This is a genomic window from Acidihalobacter prosperus (assembly GCF_000754095.2).
GTDB classification, from domain to species: Bacteria; Pseudomonadota; Gammaproteobacteria; order DSM-5130; family Acidihalobacteraceae; genus Acidihalobacter; species Acidihalobacter prosperus.
This window is the reverse complement of the sequence record NZ_JQSG02000003.1, coordinates 338,364-362,856: the sequence shown is the minus strand read 5'-3', so window position 1 is coordinate 362,856 and position 24,493 is coordinate 338,364. Positions and strand designations below refer to the sequence as shown.

Genomic DNA, 24,493 nt, shown 5'->3' with positions numbered 1-24,493 from the left:
CAGGTCCAGGACGGCTGTCGCCATGCCGTGACGAGGACATCATCGATGTTTCATCGAATCGTCATGGTCGGTGAGTAGGCTGCGCGGTCTCTTCCACATCCAACCGGGCATACAAGGGGGCTGTATCATGTCGCAGAACGAGCAGCAGCGCGGGCGCCGCGCATTTCTGAAAATGGGAGTCTACACGCTGGGTGCGGGCGCCCTGGGCGGGCTGCTGCCCGGTCTGGGTTCGCGCGCGATGGCGGCCGGCACCGACGAGGCGCTGATCAAGGCGGCCAGGCACGAAGGCCGTCTGAACGTGATCGCGTTGCCGCCGAACTGGGCCAACTACGGCGAGATCATCCCGGCGTTCCACCACAAGTACGGTTTGCGCGTGACCAGCGCGTCGCCCAACGCCAGTTCCGCCGAGGAGTTGCAGGCGATCCGCACGCTCAAGGGCCAGTCGCGCGCGCCGGACGTGGTCGACGTCGGTCCTTCGTTTGCCCTGATCGGGCAGAAGGAAGGCCTGTTCGTGCCCTACAAGGTGCCCACCTGGGACAGCATTCCCGAGGGCATGAAGGATCCCGAAGGCCACTGGTACGGCGACTATTTCGGCGTCATCTCCTTCGGCGTCAACACCCGCGTGGTCAAGCACGTGCCGCATAGCTGGGATGATCTCAAGCGCCCCGAATACAAGGGCCAGATCGCCCTCAACGGCAACCCGCTGCGTGCCGGTGCGGCCTTCGGCGCGGTGTGGGCGGCGGCGCTCGGCAACGGCGGCTCGCTGGACGACATCACCCCCGGCATCGAGTTCTTCGCCGATCTCGCCAAGCGTGGCAACTACATCCCGATCGCTGCGCGTCCGGCCACCCTGGAGAGCGGCCAGACCCCGATCACGGTCGACTGGGACTACCTGAACCTGGCCTACCGCAAGAAGTTCAAGGGCCGCGTCGCCATCGACGTGCGCATTCCCGAGACCGGCGTGTTCGGCAACTACTACTGCCAGGCAGTCAGCCGCTTCGCGCCCAATCCCAGCGCCGCGCGCCTCTGGCAGGACTTCATCTACTCCGACGAAGGCCAGCTGCTCTACCTCAAGGGCTATGCACATCCGGCGCGCTTCAACGACATGGTCGCGCGCGGCGTGATCCCCGAGTCGCTGATGGCCGAGCTGCCCCCGAGCGAGCCCTACAAGAACGTCCGCTTCCCCAACGCCGAGCAGACCAAGAAGGCGCAGGACACGGTGGGCAAGCTGTGGCAGAAGATGGTCCGCACCTGATGTCATCGCCAGATCGGGCCGAAACGGCGGCCGCGGGTGTCGTGCCCGCCGTTTCGCCCACCGACGGTCTGGCGCCTCCCATGGGCTCGCGGCTGGGCGACGGCCTGGCGCGCGCCCTGCAGAGGCTGCTGGTGGCGGCGTTCTTCGTCTATATCGTCGCCTTCCTGCTGCTGCCCTCGGCCGAGGTGCTGGTCGGCGCGTTCCGCGGCGAACATGGCCTGACCCTGCGCTACGTGCGCGAGCTGCTGACGCAACGCTACGCCACCGCCTTTGCCAACAGCGTGGAGCTGAGTCTGGTGACGGCGCTGATCGGCGGCGTCTGCGGGCTGGCGATCGCCTATCTCGCTGTCTCGCCGCGCAGCCCGCACTGGCTGCGCACCGCCGTCACCTCGTTCAGCGGCGTGGCGGCCAATTTCGCGGGCGTGCCGCTGGCCTTCGCTTTCGTCTCGACCCTCGGCACCATGGGGCTGCTGACCCTATGGCTGCAGCGCATGGGCTTCGACCTTTACGCCACCGGCTTCAGCCTGTTTTCGTTTTCGGGCCTGGCCGTGACCTATCTCTATTTCCAGATTCCGCTGATGGTCATCATCATCAGCCCGGCTGTGCAGGCCCTGCGCCGGGAATGGCGCGAGGCCGCGCGCAACCTGGGCGCCACGCCCTGGCAGTACTGGCGTTACGTCGGTCTGCCGATCCTGATGCCGTCCACGCTGGCGGCGATGGTGCTGCTCTTCGGCAATGCCTTCGCGGCCTACGCGACGCCCTATGCCCTGACTTCCGGCAATATCGCCCTCGTGCCGATCGAGATCGGCAACGTGCTGTCCGGCAACGTGATGTCCTCGCCGCAGCTCGGCAAGGCGCTCGCGCTGGGCATGATCGCGGTCATGGCGCTGGCGATGGGAGCCTACGCGCTGTTGCAGCGGCGCATTTCACGGTGGCAGCGATGAGCGCGCTGCGTCGCTTGCTACCGGGCTGGCGGGTCTGGGTGCTCGGCCTTGCCGGGCTGTATTTCATGGTGCCGCTGCTGGCCACCGGCGGCTTCAGCCTATGGGCGGGCGGCGACCGCTACGATTTCTCGGCCTACGAAACGCTGCTGCAGTCGTCCGACTTCTGGGACTCGCTGGGCCTTTCCGTGCGCCTCGCGCTACTGACCATCCTCATCAGCCTGGCGCTGCTCGTACCCACCGTATACTGGGTGCAGCTGCGCGCGCAGCGCCTGCGCCCGCTGATGGAATTCCTCGCCGTGCTGCCCTTCGTGGTGCCGCCGATCGCATTGGTCGAGGGGCTGGCCAGCGTATACACCGGCCCGCAGTGGCTGGTCGGCACGCCGGATTTCCTGGTGGTGGCGTACGTGATCCTGGCGTTGCCCTATACCTACCGCGCGCTCGACGTGGGCATGCGCAGCCTGGACATCCGCACCCTGAGCGAGGCGGCGCAGAGCCTGGGCGCGAACTGGCCGACGCTGATGCTGCGCGCCATTCTGCCCAATCTGATCGGCACCCTGGTCGGCGCCACGCTGCTGACCCTGGCCATCGTGATGGGCGAGTTCACCTTCGCCAACGTGTTGCTGTTCAACACCTTCGCGGTCTACATCAATTACGTGGGGCAGACCTCGGGCACAGAGGCCGCGGCGCTGTCCCTGCTGAGTTTCGTCATGACATGGCTCGCCATGGCCGGCATTCTGATCACCGGCCGGCGCGGGCAGGTACAACTGGGAGGGGCACGTTGAAAACCGGGGGATTGCACGTCGACGGCGTGGGCAAGTCGTTCGGCGGCACGCAGGTGCTGCAGTCGGTCACGCTGGCCGCCAAGGCGGGCGAATTCGTATCGCTGCTCGGTCCGAGCGGCTGCGGCAAGACCACCTTGCTGCGCATCGTCGCCGGCTTCGAGCGGCCGGACGCGGGACATGTCCGGGTCGACGGCCAGGACCTGACCGACACGCCGGCCGAGCGCCGCAACATGGGCATGGTGTTTCAGGCCTACAGCCTGTTCCCCAATCTCACCGCGGCGCAGAACATCCGCTTCGGCTTGCGCCTGCGCAAGCTGCCGAAATCGCGTCAGCAAGCCATCGTGGCCGATCTGCTGTCGCTGATCGGCCTGGAGGCGCACGCCGACCGCTATCCGCACCAGCTTTCCGGCGGCCAGCAGCAGCGTGTGGCGCTGGCGCGCGCGCTCGCCATCCAGCCCAGCTTGCTGCTGCTCGACGAGCCGCTTTCGGCGCTGGACGCCAAAGTGCGCGTGCAGCTGCGCGAGGAAATCCGCCGCATCCAGCGCGAGACCGGCGTCACCACGCTGTTCGTGACTCACGACCAAGAGGAGGCGCTGTCCATTTCCGACCGCGTGGCGGTGATGCACGGCGGCCGGCTGGTGCAGTTCGACACACCGGCGGCGATCTACCGCGATCCTGCCGACGCCTTCGTCGCCGGCTTCATCGGCACCGCCACGCGCTTCGATGCCGCCGTGGCCGATCCCGAAAAGGGGCTGGTGGAGATTCTCGGCGTGCGCATGCCGGCCGCGCGCGCCTGCGGCCTGCCGGTGCGGCATCCGGTGTCGGTGTTCGTGCGGCCGGAAGCGGTGTCGCTGCAGGCGGGTGGCGCCCATGCGCCGGCGGGGCTCGCGGGGCAGGTGCTGGAGCACACCTTCCTCGGCGCGGTGACGCGCGTCCAGGTGGCGGTGCACGAGGCGATCACCCTGCTTGCCGACGTGCCTGGCGCGCTGGCCGGAGAATTCCCGGTGGGCGCCGAGGTGAGCGTGTCCTGGGCGCCCGACGCGCCGCACGTGCTCGATGCCTGACGCCGCCGCAACGCGTATGAAACTCATCCAGATCACCGATACGCATTTCGTGCCGCCGGGGCAGACGCTCTACGCGCTCGACCCGCGCGCCCGTCTGGACGCCTGCATCGCCGACATCAACGCCCACCACCGCGACGCGGCGCTGTGCGTGATCACCGGCGACCTGGTGCATCGCGGCGAAACCGAGGCGTATCACGCGCTGCGCGAGTCGCTGGCCGCGCTGTCGATCCCGCTGCAGCTGGTGATCGGCAATCACGACCATCGCGGCCGTTTCCGCGAGGCCTTCCCGGAAACGCCGGTGGATGCCGAGGGTTTCGTGCAGTCCTGGCGCGACACCGAGGCCGGCCGCCTGCTGTTTCTCGACACGGTGGCCGACGGCCGCCACGTCGGCCACTACTGCGCCGCCCGGCAACGCTGGCTGCGCGAGGCGCTGGCCGACGCAGGCCAGCGTCCGGTCTACGCCTTCATGCACCATCCGCCCTTCGACGTGGGCCTGCCCTCGTGCGACGTGCTTGGCATCGACAATGCCGGCGAGGCGCGCGCGGCACTGCGTTCGGCGGGCGATCTGCGTCATATCTTCTTCGGGCATGTGCATCGCCCGATTTCGGGCGGCTGGCGCGGCGTGTCGTTCACCACCCTGCGAGCCACGGCGCACCAGACCCTGCTCGACTTCGAGGCCGAGGAAGAGCGCTATTTCAGCCACGAGCCGCCGGCCTATGCCGTGGTCCTGCTCGACGAGGCGCAGGTCACCGTGCATTTCCACGACTACCTCGACCGCAGCGAGCGGGTGCCGGTGCGCGGCGGCTAATCCTGTCCCAGCGGCCCCATGCGGCGCAGCACGTCGTCGTGCAGCCGCAGGTGATGGTAGAGCGCTGCGGTCACGTGCAGGCCGACCAGCAGCGCGAGCAGCACGCCGACATGGCGCTCCCAGGCGAGCAGCGCGAGCCCCAGGGCGTAATGCGCGCCGGAGCCGGTCGGCAGGGCCAGCCCGAACAGTCGCACCGGCGTGCCCACCAGTGTCAGCCCAAACAGCCCCAGCGCCGCTTCGGCGCCGATCGCGAGTAGCATCGCCGCGTGCACGGCGACGGCGACCGGCCCCATCCAGTGGCCGGCATCGCGCGTCAGCGCGGCGCGCCAGCCGCGCCGAGCGATCCACCACGCGCCGAGCATCAATGCACACAGTAAGGTCAGCGCGCCGAGACTGGCGTGCACGCCCAGCGCGAAGGGTTTGGCGCCGAGCAGTGCCTGATCGTGCACGAACAGCCAGCCGTCGCCCCACTGGGCGACGGCCAGCGCGGCCAGCGCCCAGTGCAGCGCCCGGTAGGCGGCCGGTCGTTCGTGCACGGCGCTCATGCGGCGGGCTCCACCAGCACCAGGGCATCCATCACGTAGGGGTAGCCGCCGTAGAAATGATGCGAACGGTAGGTGTGACGCCAGGGGTAGGAGTGAATGGTGCACAGAATGTGGTGCAGGCCGGGGCGGTAGAAGGTGAACTCGGCCTTGCCGCCGTTCTTGTGCATGGTGAAGCCGCGGAAGGCGTCGTGGTAGAAGCGTATCTGGCCGTGGTCGTCGAACATCACCGGATAGTTGCCGGGGTAGAACGAGTGGTCCATGCCGTCGTTGTCGGTCAGGTGGATCGTCTGCCCGGCCTTGACTACCAGCACGAAGGGCACGTAGGTCATGGTGCCGCCCGGTACGGTCATTTCAGGTTTGGCACTCAGCGGCACGCCGCCGCCCGCTGCATCGGTCACCGCCACCACGCCGTAGGCCGGCGCCGGAAAATGCGGCGCGCCCTTGGCCGCGACCACCTGCTGCACCTTGGCTGAGCCCGAGCCGGGCACGTGGAAGGTGCCGAACTGTGTGGTTTGCGCGTCGTAATACTCGTAGATGCCGTCCTGCGCAGGCTTCCAGTCGGCGCTGCCGCCGGCGGGGATCTTCAGCGTCGCCGCCTTCTGACCTTGCCAGGTGACGATATCGAGATCGAGCGGCTGATGGGTCGGGTTGGTGAAATGCAGGGTGCTGCCGAGCACCAGCTGCACGTTCATCTGGCTGAACCCGGTCTGCTCGAAGCGGATGTTGCCGTCCCAGTCGGCGCTCTTGCGTCCGGTCCAGAACGGCTGGCCGGGCAGCTGCGGCTGGCGGCCGGCGAGCGCGAAATAGGTCCAGCCGACGGCGATGGCGGCCAGCACGATCACGATCAGCGTGATCATCGGCCAGGGGCCGGCGCCGGGGCGGGCGGGTGATGCGGTGTCGCTCATGGCATTTCCTCCGGGATGGTTTTGACCCGCCGCTGGCGGGTGCGTTCGGGCGTGCGCACGGGCGTGGTTCAGAACTGCAGCCCCACGCGCACGCCTTCGATCCACTGCCCGTGCTGATCGGGCAGGAACTGGGTGTGCCGTATCCACTGCACGTCCGGGCTGACGTAAAGCGACTGCACCAGGCGCGTGCGCACATAGGCTTCGGCCTGGATCAGCGGCGCGGTCGGTCCGATGGCATCCGGCGAGGCGCCGGTGCGCGACACGCCGGCGGCGACGGTCAGCTTGCGGCCGCCCGGCAGCAGCGGCGTGGCGAAGGTGTCGTCGGCTTGGATCGACACGAAATTGCTGGCCAGCGAGGCCTTCGGGTTGGCCCAGCCGGCGCGCAGGTTCCACTGCACCCCGGTGTCGGGTACGCGGCCGCCGAAGTTGCCGTACACGCCCCAGGCGTGATGACGGGTGAAGGTCTGGGTCGGCGCCGGGATCGCGTTGGTGGCCAGCGGCGGCGTGGTGACGTCGTGAGCCGTGTTGACCCAGGCGCCGAGATTGCCTTGCAGGCCGCCCTGCTGCCAGTCGAGTTCCAGGTCGCCGAAGCTGCCGCGGTCGCTCGCGCCGCCGTCGAGCAGATTGGGGTAGTTATGCCCGTACAGGTCGCGCGTGCTGGCGAGCATGGCGAGCATGCCGAACGTGCGGTTCAGCGGGTGGCTGTAGGTACCGCCGAGCACGTAGACCGGCATCTGGATGGTCAGGTCGTTGACGAAACTCAGCCCCATGAACTGGTGGTACTCGTCGTCGGCCACCGGATTGGTGTCGATGTAGTTGGCTGGGAAGATCAGGCCCGCATCGAGCTCGCCGCCGCCGACGCCGATGGCGTAATAGAGCTGGGTGATCGCCAGCCGGCCGTGTCCGCCGGGGCTGAGCGTCTCGCCGGCCAGCGCGTTGGCCTCGGGGTAGCGGGCGGTGACGCCGTCGGAGAGCGGCGTGCTGCCGGCCTTGAGCTCGTACTGCAGCTCGCCGGGGCCGGCATCGTAATGGCCGAGCAGGTCGAGCTGGGCGTTATAGGCGTCACGCGTGCCGGGCGTGTGTTGATAGGTGCCGACGAGCACGGAGCTGGAAGAAAGATGCCCGAAGCCGTTATCGGCCTGTGCCGGGCCGGCGGCGCATAGCACGCCAAGGGCGAGCGGCGCGGCGAGTGCGTGAAGGACGCGGGCGGGCCGCGAGCGGAAGTGGCGATGGCGGGGTAGCGTACTCGGCATGATGCACGGATTCTCCTGGCAGGGGTTAATGGGGCGATTAAATTCTCAAAATCACGACGCCCTCGACAGTGACTAATTGCCGCGCCAGAAAAACTTATTTCGTTTGGCTTATATCGGTAGACCGATGACGCGGCGTGCGTCGCGGACGGGCGCGTGCCGTCGATGCGCACCAAATCTGGGCGCGGCCGGCGTCATACCGGACGGTTATGACGCCGCGGCGCCGTGCGCGGGGTTGGCCCGCGGATTGCTTTGTCATGCGCTGGACTATCGGCGCCCGGTTTCGCGCCGTTCAATCGGGAGGAACAACGCATGAAGAAACATCCACAGGGACGTCTGGCGCGTCGCATCGCTGCCGTCGGCGGCCTCGCCCTGGTGTTGGCCGCCGGCGCGAGCCACGCGGCCTGCTCCGTGAACATCGGCGTATTGCTCGCCCTGACCGGCTCGATGGCCGAGATCGGACAGGACAATCTGCGTTCGGCGCAGCTCGCGGTGAAGGACGTCAATGCCGCCGGCGGTGTCGGCGGCTGCACGATCAAGCCGATCGTTGCCGATACCGAAACCGAGCCCTCCGTCGCGGTCAACCAGGCCAAATCGCTGATCGATCTGCGCGGCGTGCGCGTGATTTTCGGTTCGAATTCGAGCGGCACCACCATCGCCGAGCTGCGCAGCGTGACCGCGCCCTCCAAGGTCTTGCTGGTGTCCCCGAGTGCGGCCTCGACCTCATTCACCGAACTGGCCAAGAAGGGCTACACCAAGGGCCTGTTCTACCGCGGCGTCATGTCCGTCGGCGGCGAGGGACCGGTGGTGGCCTACGTGGCGCGCCACATGGCCGGCTGGAAGCACGTCTCCATCGTCTACGTGAACAACGCCTTCGGCGTGACCTACGCCAAGGAAACCATCAAGGCCTTCGAAGCCATGGGCGGCAAGGCCCGGCTGATCCCCTACAACAGCGACCAGCCGGACTACCAGTCCATCGTCACCGACGCCTTGCGCGACAAGCCGCAGGCGCTGGTCCTGCTTGCGCACCCCAAGGGCGGCCAGGCCATCCTGCGCGACTGGCTGCAGGCCGGTGGCCCGCAGCACGTGCTGCTCGCCGACTCGGTGGCCACGGAGAATTTCGTGGAAAAATCAGGCGGCAAGCTGCTCGACGGCGGCTGGACCGTCAAGGACGCCGCGGTGAAAACGCCGTGGTACGAGTTGTATCGCAAGAACTTCGAGATGGCCTACAAGCGCACTCCGCACATCCCCTACGACACCAACTCGTATGACGCCATGGCGATCACCCTGCTCGCCATGGATCAGGCGGGCACCCAGGACGCGCACAAGATCTTCGCCGCCGCGCGCGAGATCACCGCGCCCGGCGGGCTGATCGTGCACCCGACGCCGGCCGGCTTCAAGGCCGCGCTCGCGGCCATCGCCCAGGGCAAGAAGATCCACTACGTCGGCGTAACCGGCGCGCTGAGCATCGATCAGTACGGCGATGTCAGTAATCCGGTGGTGATCGGCAGGGTCAAGGGTGGCAAGCTAGACTATTACAAGACCCTCGGCGTCGACGAAGTCGACAGCATCGTCAAGCATCACAAGCTTTAAGATCGGGGAGATGGGCGAAAGCGCCGGGCGGCTCCGAGCCGTCCGGCGTTTTTTTGCCTGGTATGACCGTGGTGAATTGCGGGTACCGGGTCGGCTATGAATATGAATCGGTTGATAGGCGGCGCATGATTTTGATGCCGGGTCCTGCGTGGCATCATTTTATTATTGTCGTGGTCATGCGCATAAATTTATTTATCAAATAAAGAAAAATATCCCAAAAAACGCCAGGCTTCAGCGCGTGGTTTCGAGTGCGAATCGGTCTTTTCGTGTTCGATCTCGCTGGCGATGCGCCGACCCGGTTTGTTCGACGCATCCCTGCGTCTCGCCTCCCGCCGGGCGAACGCGCAAAATCGTCCCTAACGATTTTGTCTTTGCCAGCCCAAAGGAATCGGGCAAAGAAATGCGCCCGAAACGCCTTGTTCCTGCAGAGGAACTTTGCCCGCACACGTCGACTAGGGCATGGCAGGCACTCGCCGTTCGTGCGAAGCCAGCTCGGGCGACGTCCTGCCGCTCGACCTCGCGTCGGCGCGCACGGGCGAGGCAAGGCGTAACGGGAACTCAAATCAAAAGATTTTCCGCTACGAGTTTGCACGCGCTCCACGGTTTTCTATCCCCTCGTCGCCTTGCTTCTCGGGATGCGGCTGTGCGGGGCAAATTTATTTGGTGACTTTTGTTCGTCAAAAGAAAAAATCGGCGTCAGCGACAATTGCACGAACCCCAGTGGGCCAAGGCGCAGAATGCGCCGAACGGAATTGCTCGCGCGCCTGCCCCGAAGCCATGAAAGGACTCCGTCACTGAAGGTGTGTGAAATCATGCCGACGGTCGTTAACCAGGCAGAAACGGTTTAGGTGTCGGGCGTGATGCCCGGCGCTCACTCAATACGGTAGCTTCTTCGACAGCGCGCGCTTGGCAGCAGCCGCGCCGATGGGTGGCGTCTTTGGCGATTTCATGGTGCTCACAACGACGTGCCGAGATGGCAGATCAGGGCGAATTTGGGTGAGGGTCTTCGGCCTGAAGCTGTTTGGCGAGTTTCTGCAGCGCGTCAAGTGCGGGCAAATGGCTGGGTTTCAGGGTTTCCATTTTGCTGGGCGGGAGCATGAGCGGGCATGTGCTTGAAATCAAGTAGCCAGTTTGCGTGGCATGCACGTCAAGAATGGCGTTTTTACCTTCGTAGGTTACCGAGGCGGTGCCCTTCATGGTCGCAGTGTGCATGGCGTCGCCTATCGCCGAGAAAATCATGAGGGTGTCCAGTGCGCCACGCAGATGTGGTCCAGGAAATTCCGCGTGGGTATGCACGGTGGATGTCAGTCCGCTGGTGGATATCTTGTAGGTCAGGTTGACCTGGGAGGCCGATGGCGAAGGCATGAGTAGGTAGGTGCCCTGGGAGGAACGCCCATTTTTGTCCCAACACTCATCCTGCGTCAGGACATGCACTGCGCCCAGCGGCCCGTAGATATGAGACGCGATGCGCCACAAGCCGGGAGCGATGAATTGTTTACCGTCGGCTTTGGCGGAAAGCGACGTCAAGGATGCGATCGCGCAGATAAGTAGCGGAAGCGATTTGTAAAATGGCGACATGGTGTCGATTTCTGAGTTATTGGCTTGCGGCGCGTGCCAGGACGCTCTTGATAACTACGAGACTCGCTCCACCGGTTCTCAGCCAGCGACCTTGAGAATCGCGAAAGACAACCATCGGTGTGAATCCGCCCCATACAAGCATGGCTTTGCCTAGACGCTGTGTTTCCGCGGGCAGAGGTGGTGCCTGTGGGTTGACGATGAGTCCGCCGCCGTTGGCTGCGTGGTTGTTGAATTGCTGTAGATCAGTTTCGAGCGCGGAGATCGGGTCGGTTGAGGCCAGCAGCGTTGCGGTCTTCTCGATGCTGTTGTTGCCGAATACGCCCACGGGAACCCAGCGCACGGGCAGGAACGGATATGCGGCCTGCATTTCCTTGAAAAGTAGCGCGCCGTATGGGCCGTTCGGATCGAATATCACCTGGATATCGGCCGGGGTGGGCGTGCTGACCAGCTGGATACCTTTTGCCGAGAGCAGAATGGCAGCATTGGCGGGATTGATCTCGGAAAACAGGGGCATGCCAGGGGCGTCGGATGCCTCGCGCGTTACAGGAATGGGCTTGGCTATGGGGCCCGGTCGCACAGCTGGTGTGACCGAGGTTAGTCCTGGACCCATGTCGGCGCCACTCATGGCAGAGGGTTGCGCGGTGGGGCTGGTCTTGTTCGTCGTTGGGCAATGGGTCTGCAGCCAGTTGTAGACCTGGGTCAGATTATGGGCGAGTACGGGGCTGCTGACGAAGCGGGCATGGCCTTTCTGTTTGTCTATTACGTCTCCGAGCTGCTGGAGCTCGCGTTTTAGTACTGGATCTGAGGTCTCGCTTACAAGGGTAGCGACGGCGCTGGAACTCTGCGCGATCCAGTAGGCGGATGGACTGGCTGCGTTGCCATACACCTTTTGGCCGACTGTTGTGGTGTTATCGGTTTTTGCGGCGGTCCCGAGATCATCGACGATCGGCATGAACGACATCTGCGCGATCATGCATTCGAATCGGTCAGATAATTCGCTTTGCGCCTTTGCGGCAGGTATTGTGGCCAGGGTGGACGAGGCCAGGAAAAACGCTAGAAACAGAGGGTTGCGAGGGCATGTTGTCATCCGCGTTCGCTCCGGTAAGTGGCGCTATCTGGACGATGCTAGCGGAGCATATACGAGGTCGTGTCGGACCGCTACAGCATTGTTTGGCGTATGCCCGCTGTCTCATGAGCAGGTAAATAAAGAATGCTGGTGTCATGCGCCGATGCTAAGCTTCCGCGCGGACCAATCGGCAATTCATAGGCATGTGGCTGGTGGTTCGCTCGATATTGGGTGTCAGTCTGGAGCGTGACACGCAGCGATGATTGACGATGGGTGTCAGATGATCGCGGCTGGCGTGGTTAGGCATCTGGTGAAAAAAGAAAAGGTGCTTGGATTTTCTGAAAGTTTTTATCTGGATCGGATGGTGGCAAATAGGCGGATAGGTGGCCGTAATATTTCAGTCAACTTCTTGCTGGATGCGCGAATGAAACAATACACGATCAAAACCCCTGCGTTCGAAGTAAAATGCATTCGAGGCATGATTAAAAAAATCACGGGACATCCGATGATTCGCGGTATGGCTGGGTTAAGCGGGAGGGCTTTCTGTCTCGTATGCGAAGCATCTTCGTGCCGATGAAAGGCAAAAAACGTCAATATACGCTTGTGACGGGGGTGGGTGAATATGTGCCTCTGGAATATATCGGCGAACCAATCCCTGTGAACGACAATGCTGATGTGACGGTCGTTTATATGTCGTTAAGCCGTGGCGGCCAAATATATTCAAGACCGGTTTCGCTCTATGACTGGGCTGGAGAGAAAGAATTCTCCCTGGGTAGATTGAGTGACCTGTCGCGGTTTTTTTATGGCTTGAATGGTGGTCGTATTCTGTTGAATACAGCGATTCTGTCCACATTGATGCTGATGTCGTTCATGCAGTTGATGGCTGTGCAGTCGTCAATCAATTTCGTGATCATGGTGGTGGTGGCGGTCTTCTTGTTTTTCAGGGTCAAGAAACTGTGGCTTTGGTGGTCATTGAGGCGCAATCTCAGGAAGATGCTGTTAAACGTCATGCAGGCTGTCCGGCTTGCGCCAGAAACGGAAGATGCTCACGCATCTGCAGCGGGTGAGGTGGCGACAGGCACCTCATATCCGGTAACGGAGGAAAAATTTTTAAGGCTCGCAGAGATTCTCCTGGAAAATAAGTATGCGGAATTTTCTTGTTATCGAGCCGACATGAGAGAGAATCCTGCAGCGTTCGCGAAATCGGAAACAGGGGTGTCCTGCGGCATGGGCCGGGACGAGATGGTTCATGATGTCAGCGCCTTGTCTTCCGACCTTGAACTATTGCTGTGTTTTTCGGAAAAAACAGGTTGTTGTCTATTGTTGGATTGGGCTGGTGAGGATGAGCCTGGTGAATTCGAAGACTGGGTTTCCGATCGCATGATTGGTATGGGTAAGATGGCGCTGGACCCAGGGTTTTTGAAAGAATGGGAGAGCGGTCTCGATTTCAGCAAAATCGAGCGCGGCGGCTACATTCGGGAAAAAATCACGGTCGCCGGGCGGCATCTGGAGAAACAGGGCGTTAGGCTCACCTTTATCAATGTGGGTGATGACGCCTATCGTGTTTTTGCGGTCCGCGCCGATGACGTCGCGCGATTGCCGATGTTCGATGAGGGTGACGTGACGCTGCTCGGAGGGTGGTTCAAGGTGCAATTCTGGTACGACCCTCAGCTTTGAACGTCAGGCTGCCGCGTCACCTTTTTCCATGTCTGGAGGTCTTGTGCCGTCAGATCCGCTCTGAGGGTAAGCCGGCGCGTTCATGTAAGGCCGATGCGGGGCGCGTAGGTGGTGACCGACTGCGCGTTCAACACGGCAACTTCTTTTCCCAGAACTGCGCGCGTCCCATGCTCGGATCGAGCTGATAGCCGGCGAAGCCGAATTTGCGGTAGCTGGCCTTGGCAGGTTCGTTGCCTTCCAGCACTTCCAGCGTGAGCTTGCAGCAGCCGAGCCGGCGGGCGATGGTTTCGGCGCCGGCGAGCAGGCGGGTGGAGAGTCCGCGGCCTCGGTAGGGCGCGTCGACCATGACGTCGTGGATGTTGAGCAGCGGGCGGCACTGGAAGGTGGAGAAGCCCTCGAAGGCGATCAGCAGGCCGGCGGGCTGGCCGTCGACGTACGCGATGAGCGCGTGGCTGCCGGGGCGTTCGCGCAGGGTCGGGACCAGTTCGGCGCGGGTGCGTTCGGGCAGCGGTTCGCCGCCGCCCATGGGGTCTTCGGCGTAGCGCGCGAGCAGGGTGACGAGGGTCTCGGCCTGTTCGGGCGAGGCGAAGTCGGCTTCGACGATTTCGATCATGTCTGTCTCCGGTGTGTGGGCGGCCGGGCGTCATTGAGAGGCTGCGAGCATGCCGAAATAGGCGCGGCGGACGGCGTCGTCCTCGCGCAGGGCCGCAACCGGGCCGGCGGCGGCCACGCGGCCGCCGTCGAGCACGACGCCGCGGTCGGCGAGGTCGAGAAAGCGTACGTTCTGTTCGGCGATGAGCATGGCCAGGCCGTCGCCACCCGCCTGTCGCAGGATGCCGATGACTTCATCCACGAATTTGGGCGAAAGTCCGGCCGAAGGTTCGTCCATGACCAGCAGCCTGGGGCGACCCATCAGCGCCTTGGCGACGCCGAGCATCTTGCGCTGGCCGCCGCTGAGCGAGCCGGCGGCGGCGCGCGGGCGGCGGGCGAGGTCGGGGAAGCGTGCGAACATGGCCTGTTGCTGTGCGCGGCGCTCGGCGGCGGGCAGGAAATAGCCGCCGAGCGCCAGGTTGTCGGCGATGCTGAGGTCGGGGAAAACGCCGAGTTCGGACATGTAGGCGATGCCGGCACGGATGCGGCGTGCGCTGGGCATGCGGGCAATGTCCTCGCCGGCGAAGCGGATCGAGCCGGCCCACGGCGGGTGCAGGCCGACCAGGGTGCGCAGCAGCGTGGTCTTGCCCGCGCCGTTGGCGCCGAGCAGTACCACCGTCTCGCCCTCGTCGATGTGCAGCCCGACCTGCCAGAGGACCTGCAGACGGTCGTGGCCGGCGTCGATGTCGTGCATTTCGAGCAGCGGGTTCATGCGCCCCTCCCGAGGAAGATCTCGACCACCTGCGGGTCGTCGGCGGCCTCGCGCAGTGTGCCGCCGAAGATTTCGGCGCCGGCGTTCATCACCACCACCCGGTCGGTGACTTCGCCGAGGAAGTCCATCAGGTGTTCGACCACCACAAGCCCCAGCCCTTCGGCCGCGAGCTCGCGCAGCAGCGCGGCCATGGCGCGCAGTTCCTCGGGGTTGAGGCCGGCGCCGATTTCGTCGACCAGCAGCACGCGGGGCGTGGTGGCCAGCGCGCGGGCGAGGTCGAGGCGTTTCTGCTGGCCGCTGTTGAGCGTGGCGGCGGGACGGTCGGCGGCGGCCGCGAGGTCGAGGCGGCCCAGCAGGGCGTCGAGGTCGGTGCTGTCGCCGCCGCCGAAATGCGCGGCGACCTCGATGTTTTCGCGCACGCTCAGGCCGGCGAAGGGCTTGGGTACCTGGAAGGTCCGGTTGATGCCGAGGCGCGCACGGCGGTGCATCGGCAGCCGCGTGATGGATTTGCCCATCAGGCGGATGTCGCCGGCGTCGGGCCGGAACAGGCCGGTGATGGCGTTGATGGTCGAGGTCTTGCCGGAGCCGTTGGGGCCGGCAAGACCCAGCACCTCGCCGGGGGCGAGCATGAAGGAGATGCCGTTGAGGGCCTTGAGGCCGCCGAAGGCCTTGTGCACCCCGGCGACCTCGAGCAGCGGTTCAGCGCTCATGGGCGGTTCTCCTGCGGCGCAGCAGCGAGGCAAGACCCGCCGGCAGGAACAGCACCAGCACCACGATCAGGATGCCGTAGGCGAGCTGGAAGTACTGTGGATTGGAAATGCCGATCACGTTGTACGCGCCGTAGAGCAGCAGGGTGCCGATCAGCGGTCCGAGCACCGTGCCCTGGCCGCCGAACAGCACGAACACGATGGTGAACACGGTGATCGAGAGCGCGAATACGGTGTCGGGATAGAACACGGAGATGTACCAGCCGTAGGCGGCGCCCGCGAGACCGGCGATGAAGGCCGACAGCAGCCAGGCGACGGCCCGCGCGCGCACCACGTCGATGCCCGCCATGCCGGCGCTGACGGCATCCTCGCGGATGGCCGCGAGCGCGAGCCCGAAGCGCGAGCGGCGCAGGTAGGCGGCGGCGCCGACGGCGAACAGCAGGATCGCGAGCATGGTGGCGTAGGCCAGGTCGGGCGCGTAGGCCTGGGGCAGGTTGATGCCATAGGGCCCCTGGGTGAGCGTGGTCATGTGCGGATTGGCCACGAGGTAGTACAGCGCTTCGGCGGCGGCCAGATTGGCGATCGAGAAATACGCGCCGGAAAGCCGGAACAGCGGTGTCAGCAGCAGCCCGAAGATCACCGCCACCAGCCCGCCGCCGAGCACCGCAAGCAGCGCTGGCCAGTGCCAGAAGGTGATGATGATGGCCGCGCCGTAGGCGCCGGCGCCGAAGAAGCCGACGTAGCCGAAGGGCAGATAGCCGGTGTAGCCGTAGATGATGTTCAGCCCCTGCGCCAGCGCCATGTACATCATCATGTTGAACAGCAGGAACTGGTTGCTGTAGGCGAGCGGTGCCAGCGCGAAGCCGAGGCCGGTGAACGCGAGGATCGCGAGCGAGGGCAGCCAGCGCCTAAGCACGGCGCACCCCCTTGCCGAGCAGGCCGCCGGGGCGGACCAGCAGGATCGCGATGAGCAGCACGAAGGGCAGCATCTGCGACCACGAGGGCAGATAGGTCTGCATCAGCATGAGCGAGATTCCGTAGACGAGGCCGCCCACCAGCGTGCCGAGCGGATGGCCGAGCGAGCCGATGACGACGATGGCGAAGGAGATCAGCGTGATGCCCACGCCGAGATCGGGCTGGATCGCGCCGACCATGAACGGGCTGAAGATGCCGGCCAGCGCGGCCAGCGCGATGCCGATGCCGAAGGTCAGCGCCGATATGCGCTGTACCGCGATGCCGGTGATCGCGGCCTCGTCGGGGTTGGCCATGATCGCGCGCGTGGCTCGGCCGAGCGGCGAGCCGTACAGATAGGCGTAGAGCGCGACGATGCCGAGCAGGCCGAAGACGGCGCTGAGGATCCAGGCGAGCGGGTAGACCTGTCCGAGCAGGTGCACCGGATGATTGCCGAAGACCCTGGCGGGGATCGAGCGCTGGTCGTTGCCGAAGGCGAACACGGCGAGCGCCTCGATAATCTGCGACAGCCCGAAAAACAGGATGAAGGAGCGCATCTCGGGGTCACCGGAACGCTGCAGTCGGGGCACCAGCAGGTAGTACAGCGGCAGGCCGAGCGCGAGGAAGGCGGCGAATGTCAGCGGCACCGCCCACAGCGGACTCCAGCCCATCAGGTGGTAGAGATAGAACGCGCCGTAGGCGCCGAGCATGAGGAAGTCGCCATGCGCGAGGTTGATGATGCGCATGACGCCGAAGATCAGGTTCAGGCCGGCGGCCACGAGGGCAAAATACAGGCCGTAAAGCAGCCCAGCCAGCAGCGCGTATTCAAGCAGACCCACGTGTTGTTCTCCTCGGCGGGGACCGGTCCGGCCGCTGCGGGCTGCGGCCGGAAAGCGGTGCCGGCCCGCGAGGGGCGGGCCGGTCGGCGGATGTTAGCAAAATACGGGCGCCTGCCAAGCGCCCGCGGACCTCAGGGAGTGGCCGGCGCCGGATAGCGGGCCGCGGTCTGCGCGAGCTTCTTCGGATACACGATCTTGAGTGCCGCCTTGCCTGCCTGGGGGATGAACTGCCCCAGTGGAATCGACTCGCCGATCTGTTCGCCATGGGCGTTGATCTTGAACGACCCGTCGACGGTGAACAGCTTGCCGGAGAAGCCCTGGATGGTCAGGCGCAGATCGGCGGCCTTGAGGCTGGGTGAGTGCGCCACCGCCTTTTCGATCACCAGCCCGGTGTTGTAGCCGGCGACCACCGACAGCCCCATGGGCACGTTGCCGTGCGTGCGATTCCAGGCCGCGAAGCGCCGGTCGAAGTCCTTCAGGCCGAGGCCGTAGTTGACCTTGTCGTATTCCAGCGCCGGCGGGGTGACGTAGCTGTAGGTGTAGTCCAGCGCCTTGTCGCCTACGGATTTTCGGAACAGGGCGACCCGCAGGCCGGGATTGATCGCGAAGGCAAGCTGGAAGTGCAGGCCGCTTGAGGCGAGATCCTGCAGGAAGGCGATGTCGTTGTTGTCGTAGCCCAGCTCGACCATGGCCTGCGCGCCCTGCGCCTTGGCCTGGTGCAGGATCATCGCGTAGCTGCTGGTGTTGGTCGGCACCGAGTGGTCGTAGACCAGCTTCACGCCGCCCGCCTCGAGCACGTGCACCAGGGTGTCGCGCTGCGAGCCGGTGAAGTCGTTGGCGCCGTAGACCACCGCCACGCGCTTGACGCCCTTGGCGATCAGGAAGCGCCCCAGCACCTCCGGCCAGATCGCCGAGCCAGGCAGGCCGGTGAGCACCAGATTCGGATAGCTGCCGGTGAAGAACTTGGCCGAGGTGCCGGTCGGGTCGAGCAGCAGGACATGATGTTCCTCGGCCAGCGGCGCAGCCACCGAGGTCAGCACCGAGCCGAAGTCGGATACCAGCACCGGCACGCGGTCGCGGGTGAGCAGCTGGTTGTAGAGCGCGCCGGCGGTGCCGGTGCTGCTCTGGTCGTCGTAGGCTACCAGCTTGACCGGCACGCGCTTGCCGTAGGCCTTCACGTACACGCCGCCGTGGGCGTTGACCTGTTCGGCCCAGAATGCGAGTCCCTTGTACTCGGGCAGCGAGGAGCTGGCGAAGTTGCCGCTGCTGGCGTAGAGCGTGCCCACTTCGAGGACGGACGGCGTGGCCTGGGCGGCGCCGGCGGCGCCGAGGGTCAGGGCCGCGGCAAGCGCGGTGGATCGCAGAAACCTTTGCATGACGTTTTCTCCGGGTGCGGGTGGCGAAAGGCGTTCGCTCAGGCGTTCGGCGCTGGGTAGACGGCCTTGCCGGTGGCGAGGTCGTGCGGGTATACGACCTTGACCTCGATCTTGCCGTCGCGCGGCTGCAGCTGGCCGACCGGCAGCGTCTCGCCGATCTGCGCGCCCATCTCGTTGATCCGGAAGTGGCCGTCGAGGGTGTCGAGATTGCCGGAGAAGCCGGCGATGGCGTGGCGCAGCTCGGTCTGCTTGAGGCTGCCGGCCTCGTCCAGCGTCTTCTGGATCACCAGGCCTGCGTTATAGCCGGCGACGGCGAGGAAGTTGACCTCATGGCCGGTGGCCTTGGCGTAGGCCTTGGAGAAGGCGTCGATGCCGGGGCCGTAGTTGACCTTGTTGTAGCGCAGCAGCGGCGGCGTGGGGTAGGTGTAGGTCCAGGCCAGGCTGTCGGCGCCGACGTTCTTTTCCATCAGCGACAGCAGCTGGCCGGGGAAGATGGTGAACACGCGCTTGAAGTGCATGCCGCTCGCCTTGATATCCTGCAGGAAGGCGATGTCGTTGTTCGGGTAGCCCAGCTCGATCACGCTGTCGGGCCTTGTCGCCGCGATGGCGTGCAGCAGGACGCCGTAGCTGCTGGTGTTGCTCGGTGCGCCGCGGTAGAACACCGGTTTTTGCCCGGCCGCTTCGAGTTTCCGCTTCAGGGTCGCGGCCTGCGACTCGTCGAAGTCGTTGGTCGAGTAGAGCACCGCCACGCGGCCCGGATGGTTGTGGATCAGGTCCTCGGCAAGGGTCGTCGGCCAGACGCCGGAGGTCGGCAGACTGGTCAGCACGATGTACGGGTTGCCGGGCGTGAAGAATTTGGCCGAGGTGCCGGTGACGTCGAACAGCAGCGTGCGGTGGATGCGCGCCAGCGGCACCGCCACCGAGGTCAGCACCGAACCGAAGTCGGCGACCAGCAGGTTGACGCGGTCGCGGGTGAGCAGCTGGTTGTAGAGCGTGCCGGCGAGGCCGGTCTGGCTCTGGTCGTCGTAGGCGATCAATTTAACCGGGATGCGCTTACGGTAGGCCTTCACGTATACGCCGCCCTGCGCGTTCATTTCGTCGACCCAGTACTTGAGGCCGGCGTACTGCGGCTGCGAGGAGCTGGCGAAGGGGCCGGAGCCGGCATAGAGCGTGCCGATCTTGATTTCGTGGGGCGAGGCCGCGGCGCTGGCGCCGCCGGCGGCGAGGCCGAGCACGCAGGCGACGGTCAGGATGGCCTTATTTATTGATTTATGTATAAGCATCGTCTATCCCTCCTGTGGAATCAGCGAAACTTAACACTCGGCGGCGTGATGTCAATGCCCGGGCTTGCGGGCGTCGTGCCGCGTCTGCCGAGGTCGCTCGCCTCTCCGCAACGTATACTGACGCGCGCCGCCGCGGGGTGTCCCGGGATGCGGCCGATAGTCGCACGTCCCTGCAGGAGCCGCTATGCCGAACGCCGCACCGCCTCAGGCCACCAGCCCCGCCAGGGCGTGGGGCCGCTACGTCCTGGCGGGGCTGGCGGCGCTCGTCTTCGCCTTCTTCATGATCACCGGCGGCGTCGCCTACGACGTGGCTTGGAAGCTGATCCATCCCAGCCGCATTCCGATCGCGGAGACCCCGTCCAGACAGGGACTCGCCTACCGCGACATCGCATTTCCCTCGGCGGTCGACGGCGTGCGCCTTTCCGGCTGGCTGATTCCCGCTGCGCGGCCGGGCGGCGGACTCGTGATCGAGGCTCACGGCTACCACCAGAACCGCGCCTCGGATGCACCCGCGTTGCCGGTGGCCGCGGCACTGCATCGGGCGGGTTTCGCCGTGCTGATGTTCGATTTCCGTGCCGAGGGGCGCTCGCAGGGCAGCGAGGTGACGGTTGGGCTGTACGAGCAGCGCGACCTGCGCGGGGCGATCGATTACGCGCGCCGGCTCGGCTATCGCCGCATCGGCGTGATCGGCTATTCGATGGGCGCGGCCACGGCGCTGGAGGTGGTGGCGAAGGACCGCGCCGTGCGCGCGGTGGTGGCCGACAGTGCCTTCGCCGACCTGTACCGCTACCTGAGCACGCACATGCCCGAATGGACGAATCTGCCCAACTGGCCGTTCACGCCGGAGATCTTTTTCGAACTGCGCCTGATCAACGGCCTCGATGTGAGTAAGGTGGACCCGCTACGCGACGTTGCCGCCCTGCGCCATCGCCCCGTGCTGCTGATCGCCGGCAGTGCCGATCGCATCGTGCCGATGAGCAACAGCCAGGCGTTGTACCGCGCGCTGCGTCGAGATCCGGCAGCCAGCCTGTGGATCGTGCCGGGGGCGAAACACGTGGGTGCGTACACGGTTGCGCCGAAAACCTATCTGGCCCGCGTGACCGGTTTTTTCACGCGGGCGCTGGGCAGTGGCCAATAAGCCGCCTCGATCAACTTTGCGCGTTTTTCGCGGTCATACGGGAGACGGTGCGCGACGGGTGTTGAACTCCCGTCCGGGCTCCAGCAATCTCACCTTCGGCCGGGTTTGTCTCGGCATCCATCGGGAAGGATACGTCCAACAACAGGGAGCGGCGGCATGGGCAAGCTGATGAAACTACTGCGCTGGGTCGACCGGTTGCTGCACGGTATCCGGCGTGGTCTGCTCAATCTGATCACCCTGGCCGTCCTGGCAGCCATCCTGTTCGCGGTGTTTCATTCGTCGGAAGGCCCCGGCGTGCCGCAGGGGGCGGTGCTGACGGTCGCGCCAGAGGGACACCTCGTGTACAGCTACAGCGAAAGTGACTGGCAGCGCGCGATCGACGACCTGCTCGACCGCCCCGACAACGAGGTGCTGATCCGCAGCCTTACCGACGCCATCGATCGCGCCGCGCGCGATCCACGCATCAAGCTGATGACGCTCAACCTGAACCGCTTCGACGGCGGCAGCATCACCCAGCTCGAAACCGTGGCCGATGCGCTGGCGCGTTTCCGCAAGGCCGGCAAGCCGATCTATGCCTACGCCGGCAGCTATTCGCAGGGCGCCTATCTGCTCGCGGCCGAGGCGAATCATGTCTACATGAACCCGCTGGGCACGGTCATGATCGTCGGCTATGGCGCCTATCAACCCTATTTCAAGACCCTGCTCGACCGCATCGGCGTGACCATGTATGCCTTCCGCAAGGGCAAGTACAAGTCCGCCGTGGAGCCGTTCACGCGGACCGGCATGTCGCCCGATGCGCGCGAGGAAAACGCCGCTTGGCTGCGGACCTGGTGGAACAGCTACGCCACCCGCGTCGCCGCCGCGCGCGGTCTCGAGCCGGCGCAGATCGAGGGCTACGCCAGCCGCCTGCCGCAGCTCGTCGATGCCGCCGGGGGCAACACGGCCGAACTGGCGCGGCGGCAGGGCCTGGTCAACGTGATCGCCGGCTGGCAGCGCTTCGAGAAGGCCGTGGCCAAGGCGGCCGGGCAGCCCTTGGCTCAAGCGCAGATCGACTATCTCGACTACGATGCCGCCACGCGCCCGCACGCCGCGCAGTCCGCCGCGGTTGCCGTGGTGCCGCTCGACGGCATGATCGTCGGCGGCGACAACGCCATTCCCGGCGCCGTCGCCTCCGGCCCCACCGTGCGCCAGCTCGACCGTTTGCTGCACGATGCCGCCGTGCGGGCCGTGGTGCTGCAGGTCGATTCCCCCGGCGGCAGCGTCGACGCCTCCGAGGACATCCGTGCCGCTGTGCTGCGACTGCGCGCCGCGGGCAAACCGGTGGTGGTGTCCATGGGCACGCTGGCGGCATCCGGCGCCTACATGATCTCCAGCGCGGCGCAGACACTGTATGCCGAACCCACCACGCTGACCGCCGACATCGGCGTGTTTGCCCTGGTGCCGAACGTTTCCGCCGCGCTGGGCAAGCTCGGCATCGACGTCGGCGGCATCGGCACCACGCCGACGGTGGGTTCCGAATCGCCGATGATGCCGCTCAGGCCGGAAACGGCCTCGGCTCTGCAGAGCCACGTGAACTACCTGTACAAGCGCTTCGTTTCGCAGGTCGCCGAGGGGCGCAAGCTCGGCTTCGATCAGGTCGATGCCGTCGCCCAGGGCCGCGCGTGGAGCGGCAAGGACGCGTTGCGGCTCAAGCTGGTCGACCACCTCGGCGGCATCGCCAACGCCATCGCCGACGCTGCGCGGCTCGCGCACCTCAAGCCGGACGGTTACCGCGTCGACTACCTTCCGCGTGCGGGACAGAAACGGGGTTTCGCCGGGCTGGGGCAGTCCATGGGGCTGATGACCCGCGCGGCGCTCGGCGGCGGCCACGGGATGCGCGGTCTTGCGGATATGGCCCGGCTGCTCGGCCTGCCCGCCCGCGAACTGCGCGATACCACGCAGTTGCTGCGCAGCGCCCGGCCCTACGGCTACTTCGCCTATGCCCCGGTGACGTGGATGCACTGACCGCTGCGGCGGGTTCGCGCGCGTCTGGCGTCCCACGCGACCGGGGCGTGCAACGATTGCCGATCCGTCTTTCGCGCCGCCGCGATTGTGCTATAGGAGGCGATAGGAACCTCCCATAGGGGCATCCTCATGAACGATCCAGACGACAGGCAAAAACCCGGGCCCGTGAAGCTGACGGCTGACCAGCAGCGCAAGATCGACGAAATCCTGGGTAATCTGATGGATTCCGAGACCGAGAAACGCGGCACGTTCGCCATGAGCTGGGGCGGCATCCACCCTGAGCTGCCTGCGGCCCCCACGATCCGCGCTCACCTGGGCACCCTGGATGGTCACGTGTTCACCCTGGTCACCGAGACCGGGCTGCGCATCGGCACCCATGCCACGCTGCATTACTGGGATAGCGTGACCGGCGAATGGCGGCATTGCGTCGGCGCCATCACGGGATGGCGGACGGGGCTGCGGCAGGACGACAAGGAAGGGGCGGTGTACGTGTCCCAGTTCGTCCACTCGTAGCGACGGAGCCCTTGGTGAACCTAACCTGCAGCCGATGCTGAATGCATCGGTCTGCTGGCGGCAAGCACCAGGAAGGGTGGGCGTCTTGTCGTTGACAGTAGGTCCGGTCGTGTGGCGATCAGTGCGGGGGGGCGCCTGTGGCTCCAGCAGACGGGTCAGAGTGAGGCCGGCGTCGAGCAACCCGTTCACATAGGTCTCGACGGTGCGATGGTACTTGAGCACATCATCCACGAACCAGTGGCGATGACGTTCGCCTTCGAGTCCATATTCGTCGATTGGCCAGAAGTCGTCTTCGCCGTGTGCGTTGCGGTGCCAGCCTCGGCCGAGCGCGGTGCACAGGGGGTGCTCGACCGTCATGATGAATCGTCCCCCAGGTCTCAGCCCGTCGTGCACCGCTCGCACGATAGCGGCATAGTCGCGCACGTAGTGCAGCGCCAGGCGGCTGACCACAAGGTCGTGGCAAGCGGGTGGGATTTCGAAGTCCTCGATCGCGGCATGCACGTAATCGACGCCAATGCCAACGGTGCGCTCCCGTGCCACCTGGAGCATCCGCTGCGAAATATCGACACCTTGTACGGACGCCGCGCCACGGCTGCGTGCCAGTCGACAGAAATCGCCGAAGCCGCAACCGAGGTCGAGCGCGCGGCACCCGCGCATGTCGGGCAGCAGGTCGAGTACGGCGGGTTCCTCGAGCGCGCCGTTGAGTCCGGTATCGCCGTCCCGCAACGCCTTGTATCCGGCGAAGAATCGAGGGTCGTCATAGACGTTTTGTTTCATGGTTATGTGATTCCTGGCGATGGGCAGGGCCGGCGCTCGCGAGCACCCGTGCGTAGGACCTGGCGGGCGGGCCGG

General features: G+C 65.3%; 23 protein-coding genes and 1 pseudogene. 11 read left to right on the top strand and 13 right to left on the bottom strand.

The annotated features are described in order from the left end of the window. Positions 1–127: 127 nt before the first annotated feature. From THPRO_RS08430 to THPRO_RS08410, 5 genes are read left to right on the top strand one after another with little or no spacing between them, the layout of a single operon-like run. The gene (locus THPRO_RS08430) at positions 128–1,255 is read left to right on the top strand and encodes an ABC transporter substrate-binding protein (protein ID WP_065089493.1); all 1,128 of its coding nucleotides are present in this window, start codon (positions 128–130) and stop codon (positions 1,253–1,255) included. Beyond that, on the top strand, positions 1,255–2,199 hold the full coding sequence (locus THPRO_RS08425; RefSeq protein ID WP_201786965.1) for an ABC transporter permease: 945 nt from the start codon (positions 1,255–1,257) through the stop codon (positions 2,197–2,199). Before THPRO_RS08430 ends, THPRO_RS08425 begins: the two co-directional genes overlap by 1 nt. Further along, a complete protein-coding gene (locus THPRO_RS08420) occupies positions 2,196–2,981 on the top strand; it encodes an ABC transporter permease (RefSeq protein WP_038090368.1) in 786 nt (261 codons plus the stop codon). Before THPRO_RS08425 ends, THPRO_RS08420 begins: the two co-directional genes overlap by 4 nt. Beyond that, entirely contained in the window at positions 2,978–4,045 is a 1,068-nt protein-coding gene (locus THPRO_RS08415; RefSeq protein WP_038090370.1) for an ABC transporter ATP-binding protein, read from the top strand. The genes THPRO_RS08420 and THPRO_RS08415 overlap by 4 nt, the downstream gene beginning before the upstream one ends. A 16-nt stretch (positions 4,046–4,061) precedes the next feature. Then, positions 4,062–4,853, top strand: a complete 792-nt coding sequence (locus tag THPRO_RS08410) for a phosphodiesterase (protein ID WP_038090372.1) — start codon at positions 4,062–4,064, stop codon at positions 4,851–4,853. Here THPRO_RS08410 and THPRO_RS08405 read toward each other — a convergent pair. From THPRO_RS08405 to THPRO_RS08395, 3 genes are all read right to left on the bottom strand, one after another. Then, entirely contained in the window at positions 4,850–5,398 is a 549-nt protein-coding gene (locus tag THPRO_RS08405; RefSeq protein ID WP_052064364.1) for a cytochrome b/b6 domain-containing protein, read from the bottom strand. The genes THPRO_RS08410 and THPRO_RS08405 overlap by 4 nt on opposite strands. Then, positions 5,395–6,303: a cupredoxin domain-containing protein gene (locus THPRO_RS08400; RefSeq protein WP_038090374.1), complete on the bottom strand. Its 909-nt coding sequence runs from the start codon at positions 6,301–6,303 to the stop codon at positions 5,395–5,397. Before THPRO_RS08400 ends, THPRO_RS08405 begins: the two co-directional genes overlap by 4 nt. 68 nt (positions 6,304–6,371) lie before the next feature. Further along, the gene (locus THPRO_RS08395; RefSeq protein WP_038090376.1) at positions 6,372–7,556 is read right to left on the bottom strand and encodes a hypothetical protein; all 1,185 of its coding nucleotides are present in this window, start codon (positions 7,554–7,556) and stop codon (positions 6,372–6,374) included. A gap of 309 nt (positions 7,557–7,865) precedes the next feature. Between THPRO_RS08395 and THPRO_RS08390 the strand changes: the two genes are divergently transcribed. After that, entirely contained in the window at positions 7,866–9,146 is a 1,281-nt protein-coding gene (locus THPRO_RS08390) for an ABC transporter substrate-binding protein (RefSeq protein ID WP_065089492.1), read from the top strand. Positions 9,147–10,127: 981 nt separating this feature from the next. Here the strand turns inward: THPRO_RS08390 and THPRO_RS08385 are convergent. Continuing rightward, entirely contained in the window at positions 10,128–10,724 is a 597-nt protein-coding gene (locus THPRO_RS08385) for a hypothetical protein (RefSeq protein ID WP_052064365.1), read from the bottom strand. 16 nt (positions 10,725–10,740) lie between these two features. Then, complete coding sequence (locus THPRO_RS16660) at positions 10,741–11,697, bottom strand: hypothetical protein (protein ID WP_145930769.1); 957 nt, start codon at positions 11,695–11,697, stop codon at positions 10,741–10,743. Positions 11,698–12,070: 373 nt separating this feature from the next. Here THPRO_RS16660 and THPRO_RS16655 point away from each other — a divergent pair, with 373 nt between their 5' ends. Next, positions 12,071–12,367, top strand: coding sequence for a hypothetical protein (locus tag THPRO_RS16655; RefSeq protein ID WP_145930767.1), 297 nt, complete (start codon positions 12,071–12,073; stop codon positions 12,365–12,367). Next, complete coding sequence (locus tag THPRO_RS08375) at positions 12,364–13,467, top strand: DUF6630 family protein (protein WP_145930765.1); 1,104 nt, start codon at positions 12,364–12,366, stop codon at positions 13,465–13,467. The genes THPRO_RS16655 and THPRO_RS08375 overlap by 4 nt, the downstream gene beginning before the upstream one ends. Positions 13,468–13,594: 127 nt before the next feature. On the opposite strand, the gene THPRO_RS08370 is transcribed toward THPRO_RS08375, so the two are convergent. The 7 genes from THPRO_RS08370 to THPRO_RS08340 all read right to left on the bottom strand — a co-directional run bounded on the left by THPRO_RS08370 (position 13,595) and on the right by THPRO_RS08340 (position 19,986). Then, entirely contained in the window at positions 13,595–14,080 is a 486-nt protein-coding gene (locus tag THPRO_RS08370) for a GNAT family N-acetyltransferase (protein WP_038090387.1), read from the bottom strand. A 30-nt stretch (positions 14,081–14,110) separates the two neighbouring features. Then, a complete protein-coding gene (locus tag THPRO_RS08365) occupies positions 14,111–14,830 on the bottom strand; it encodes an ABC transporter ATP-binding protein (protein ID WP_038090390.1) in 720 nt (239 codons plus the stop codon). After that, positions 14,827–15,540 carry an ABC transporter ATP-binding protein gene (locus THPRO_RS08360; protein WP_038090393.1) on the bottom strand — a complete coding sequence of 238 codons (714 nt, stop codon included), beginning with the start codon at positions 15,538–15,540 and terminating at the stop codon, positions 14,827–14,829. The genes THPRO_RS08365 and THPRO_RS08360 overlap by 4 nt, the downstream gene beginning before the upstream one ends. Beyond that, positions 15,530–16,453 (bottom strand): branched-chain amino acid ABC transporter permease, encoded by a 924-nt coding sequence (locus THPRO_RS08355; protein ID WP_065089490.1) that lies wholly within the window; start codon positions 16,451–16,453, stop codon positions 15,530–15,532. Before THPRO_RS08355 ends, THPRO_RS08360 begins: the two co-directional genes overlap by 11 nt. Next, positions 16,446–17,327: a branched-chain amino acid ABC transporter permease gene (locus THPRO_RS08350; RefSeq protein WP_038090394.1), complete on the bottom strand. Its 882-nt coding sequence runs from the start codon at positions 17,325–17,327 to the stop codon at positions 16,446–16,448. The genes THPRO_RS08355 and THPRO_RS08350 overlap by 8 nt, the downstream gene beginning before the upstream one ends. A 131-nt stretch (positions 17,328–17,458) precedes the next feature. Beyond that, a complete protein-coding gene (locus THPRO_RS08345; protein WP_038090397.1) occupies positions 17,459–18,703 on the bottom strand; it encodes an ABC transporter substrate-binding protein in 1,245 nt (414 codons plus the stop codon). Between the two features lie 38 nt (positions 18,704–18,741). Further along, positions 18,742–19,986 (bottom strand): ABC transporter substrate-binding protein, encoded by a 1,245-nt coding sequence (locus THPRO_RS08340; protein WP_052064366.1) that lies wholly within the window; start codon positions 19,984–19,986, stop codon positions 18,742–18,744. Between the two features lie 184 nt (positions 19,987–20,170). On the opposite strand from THPRO_RS08340, the gene THPRO_RS08335 reads away from it, so the two are divergent. From THPRO_RS08335 to THPRO_RS17270, 3 genes are all read left to right on the top strand, one after another. Beyond that, positions 20,171–21,124 carry an alpha/beta hydrolase gene (locus THPRO_RS08335; protein ID WP_082954539.1) on the top strand — a complete coding sequence of 318 codons (954 nt, stop codon included), beginning with the start codon at positions 20,171–20,173 and terminating at the stop codon, positions 21,122–21,124. 156 nt (positions 21,125–21,280) lie between these two features. Then, on the top strand, positions 21,281–23,128 hold the full coding sequence (sppA, locus tag THPRO_RS08330; RefSeq protein ID WP_038090399.1) for a signal peptide peptidase SppA: 1,848 nt from the start codon (positions 21,281–21,283) through the stop codon (positions 23,126–23,128). Between the two features lie 129 nt (positions 23,129–23,257). Continuing rightward, entirely contained in the window at positions 23,258–23,641 is a 384-nt protein-coding gene (locus tag THPRO_RS17270; protein ID WP_038090400.1) for a hypothetical protein, read from the top strand. A 408-nt stretch (positions 23,642–24,049) separates the two neighbouring features. Here the strand turns inward: THPRO_RS17270 and THPRO_RS17505 are convergent. Next, positions 24,050–24,298, bottom strand: a pseudogene (locus THPRO_RS17505) (class I SAM-dependent methyltransferase); the annotation flags it as partial. Positions 24,299–24,493: the final 195 nt, after the last annotated feature.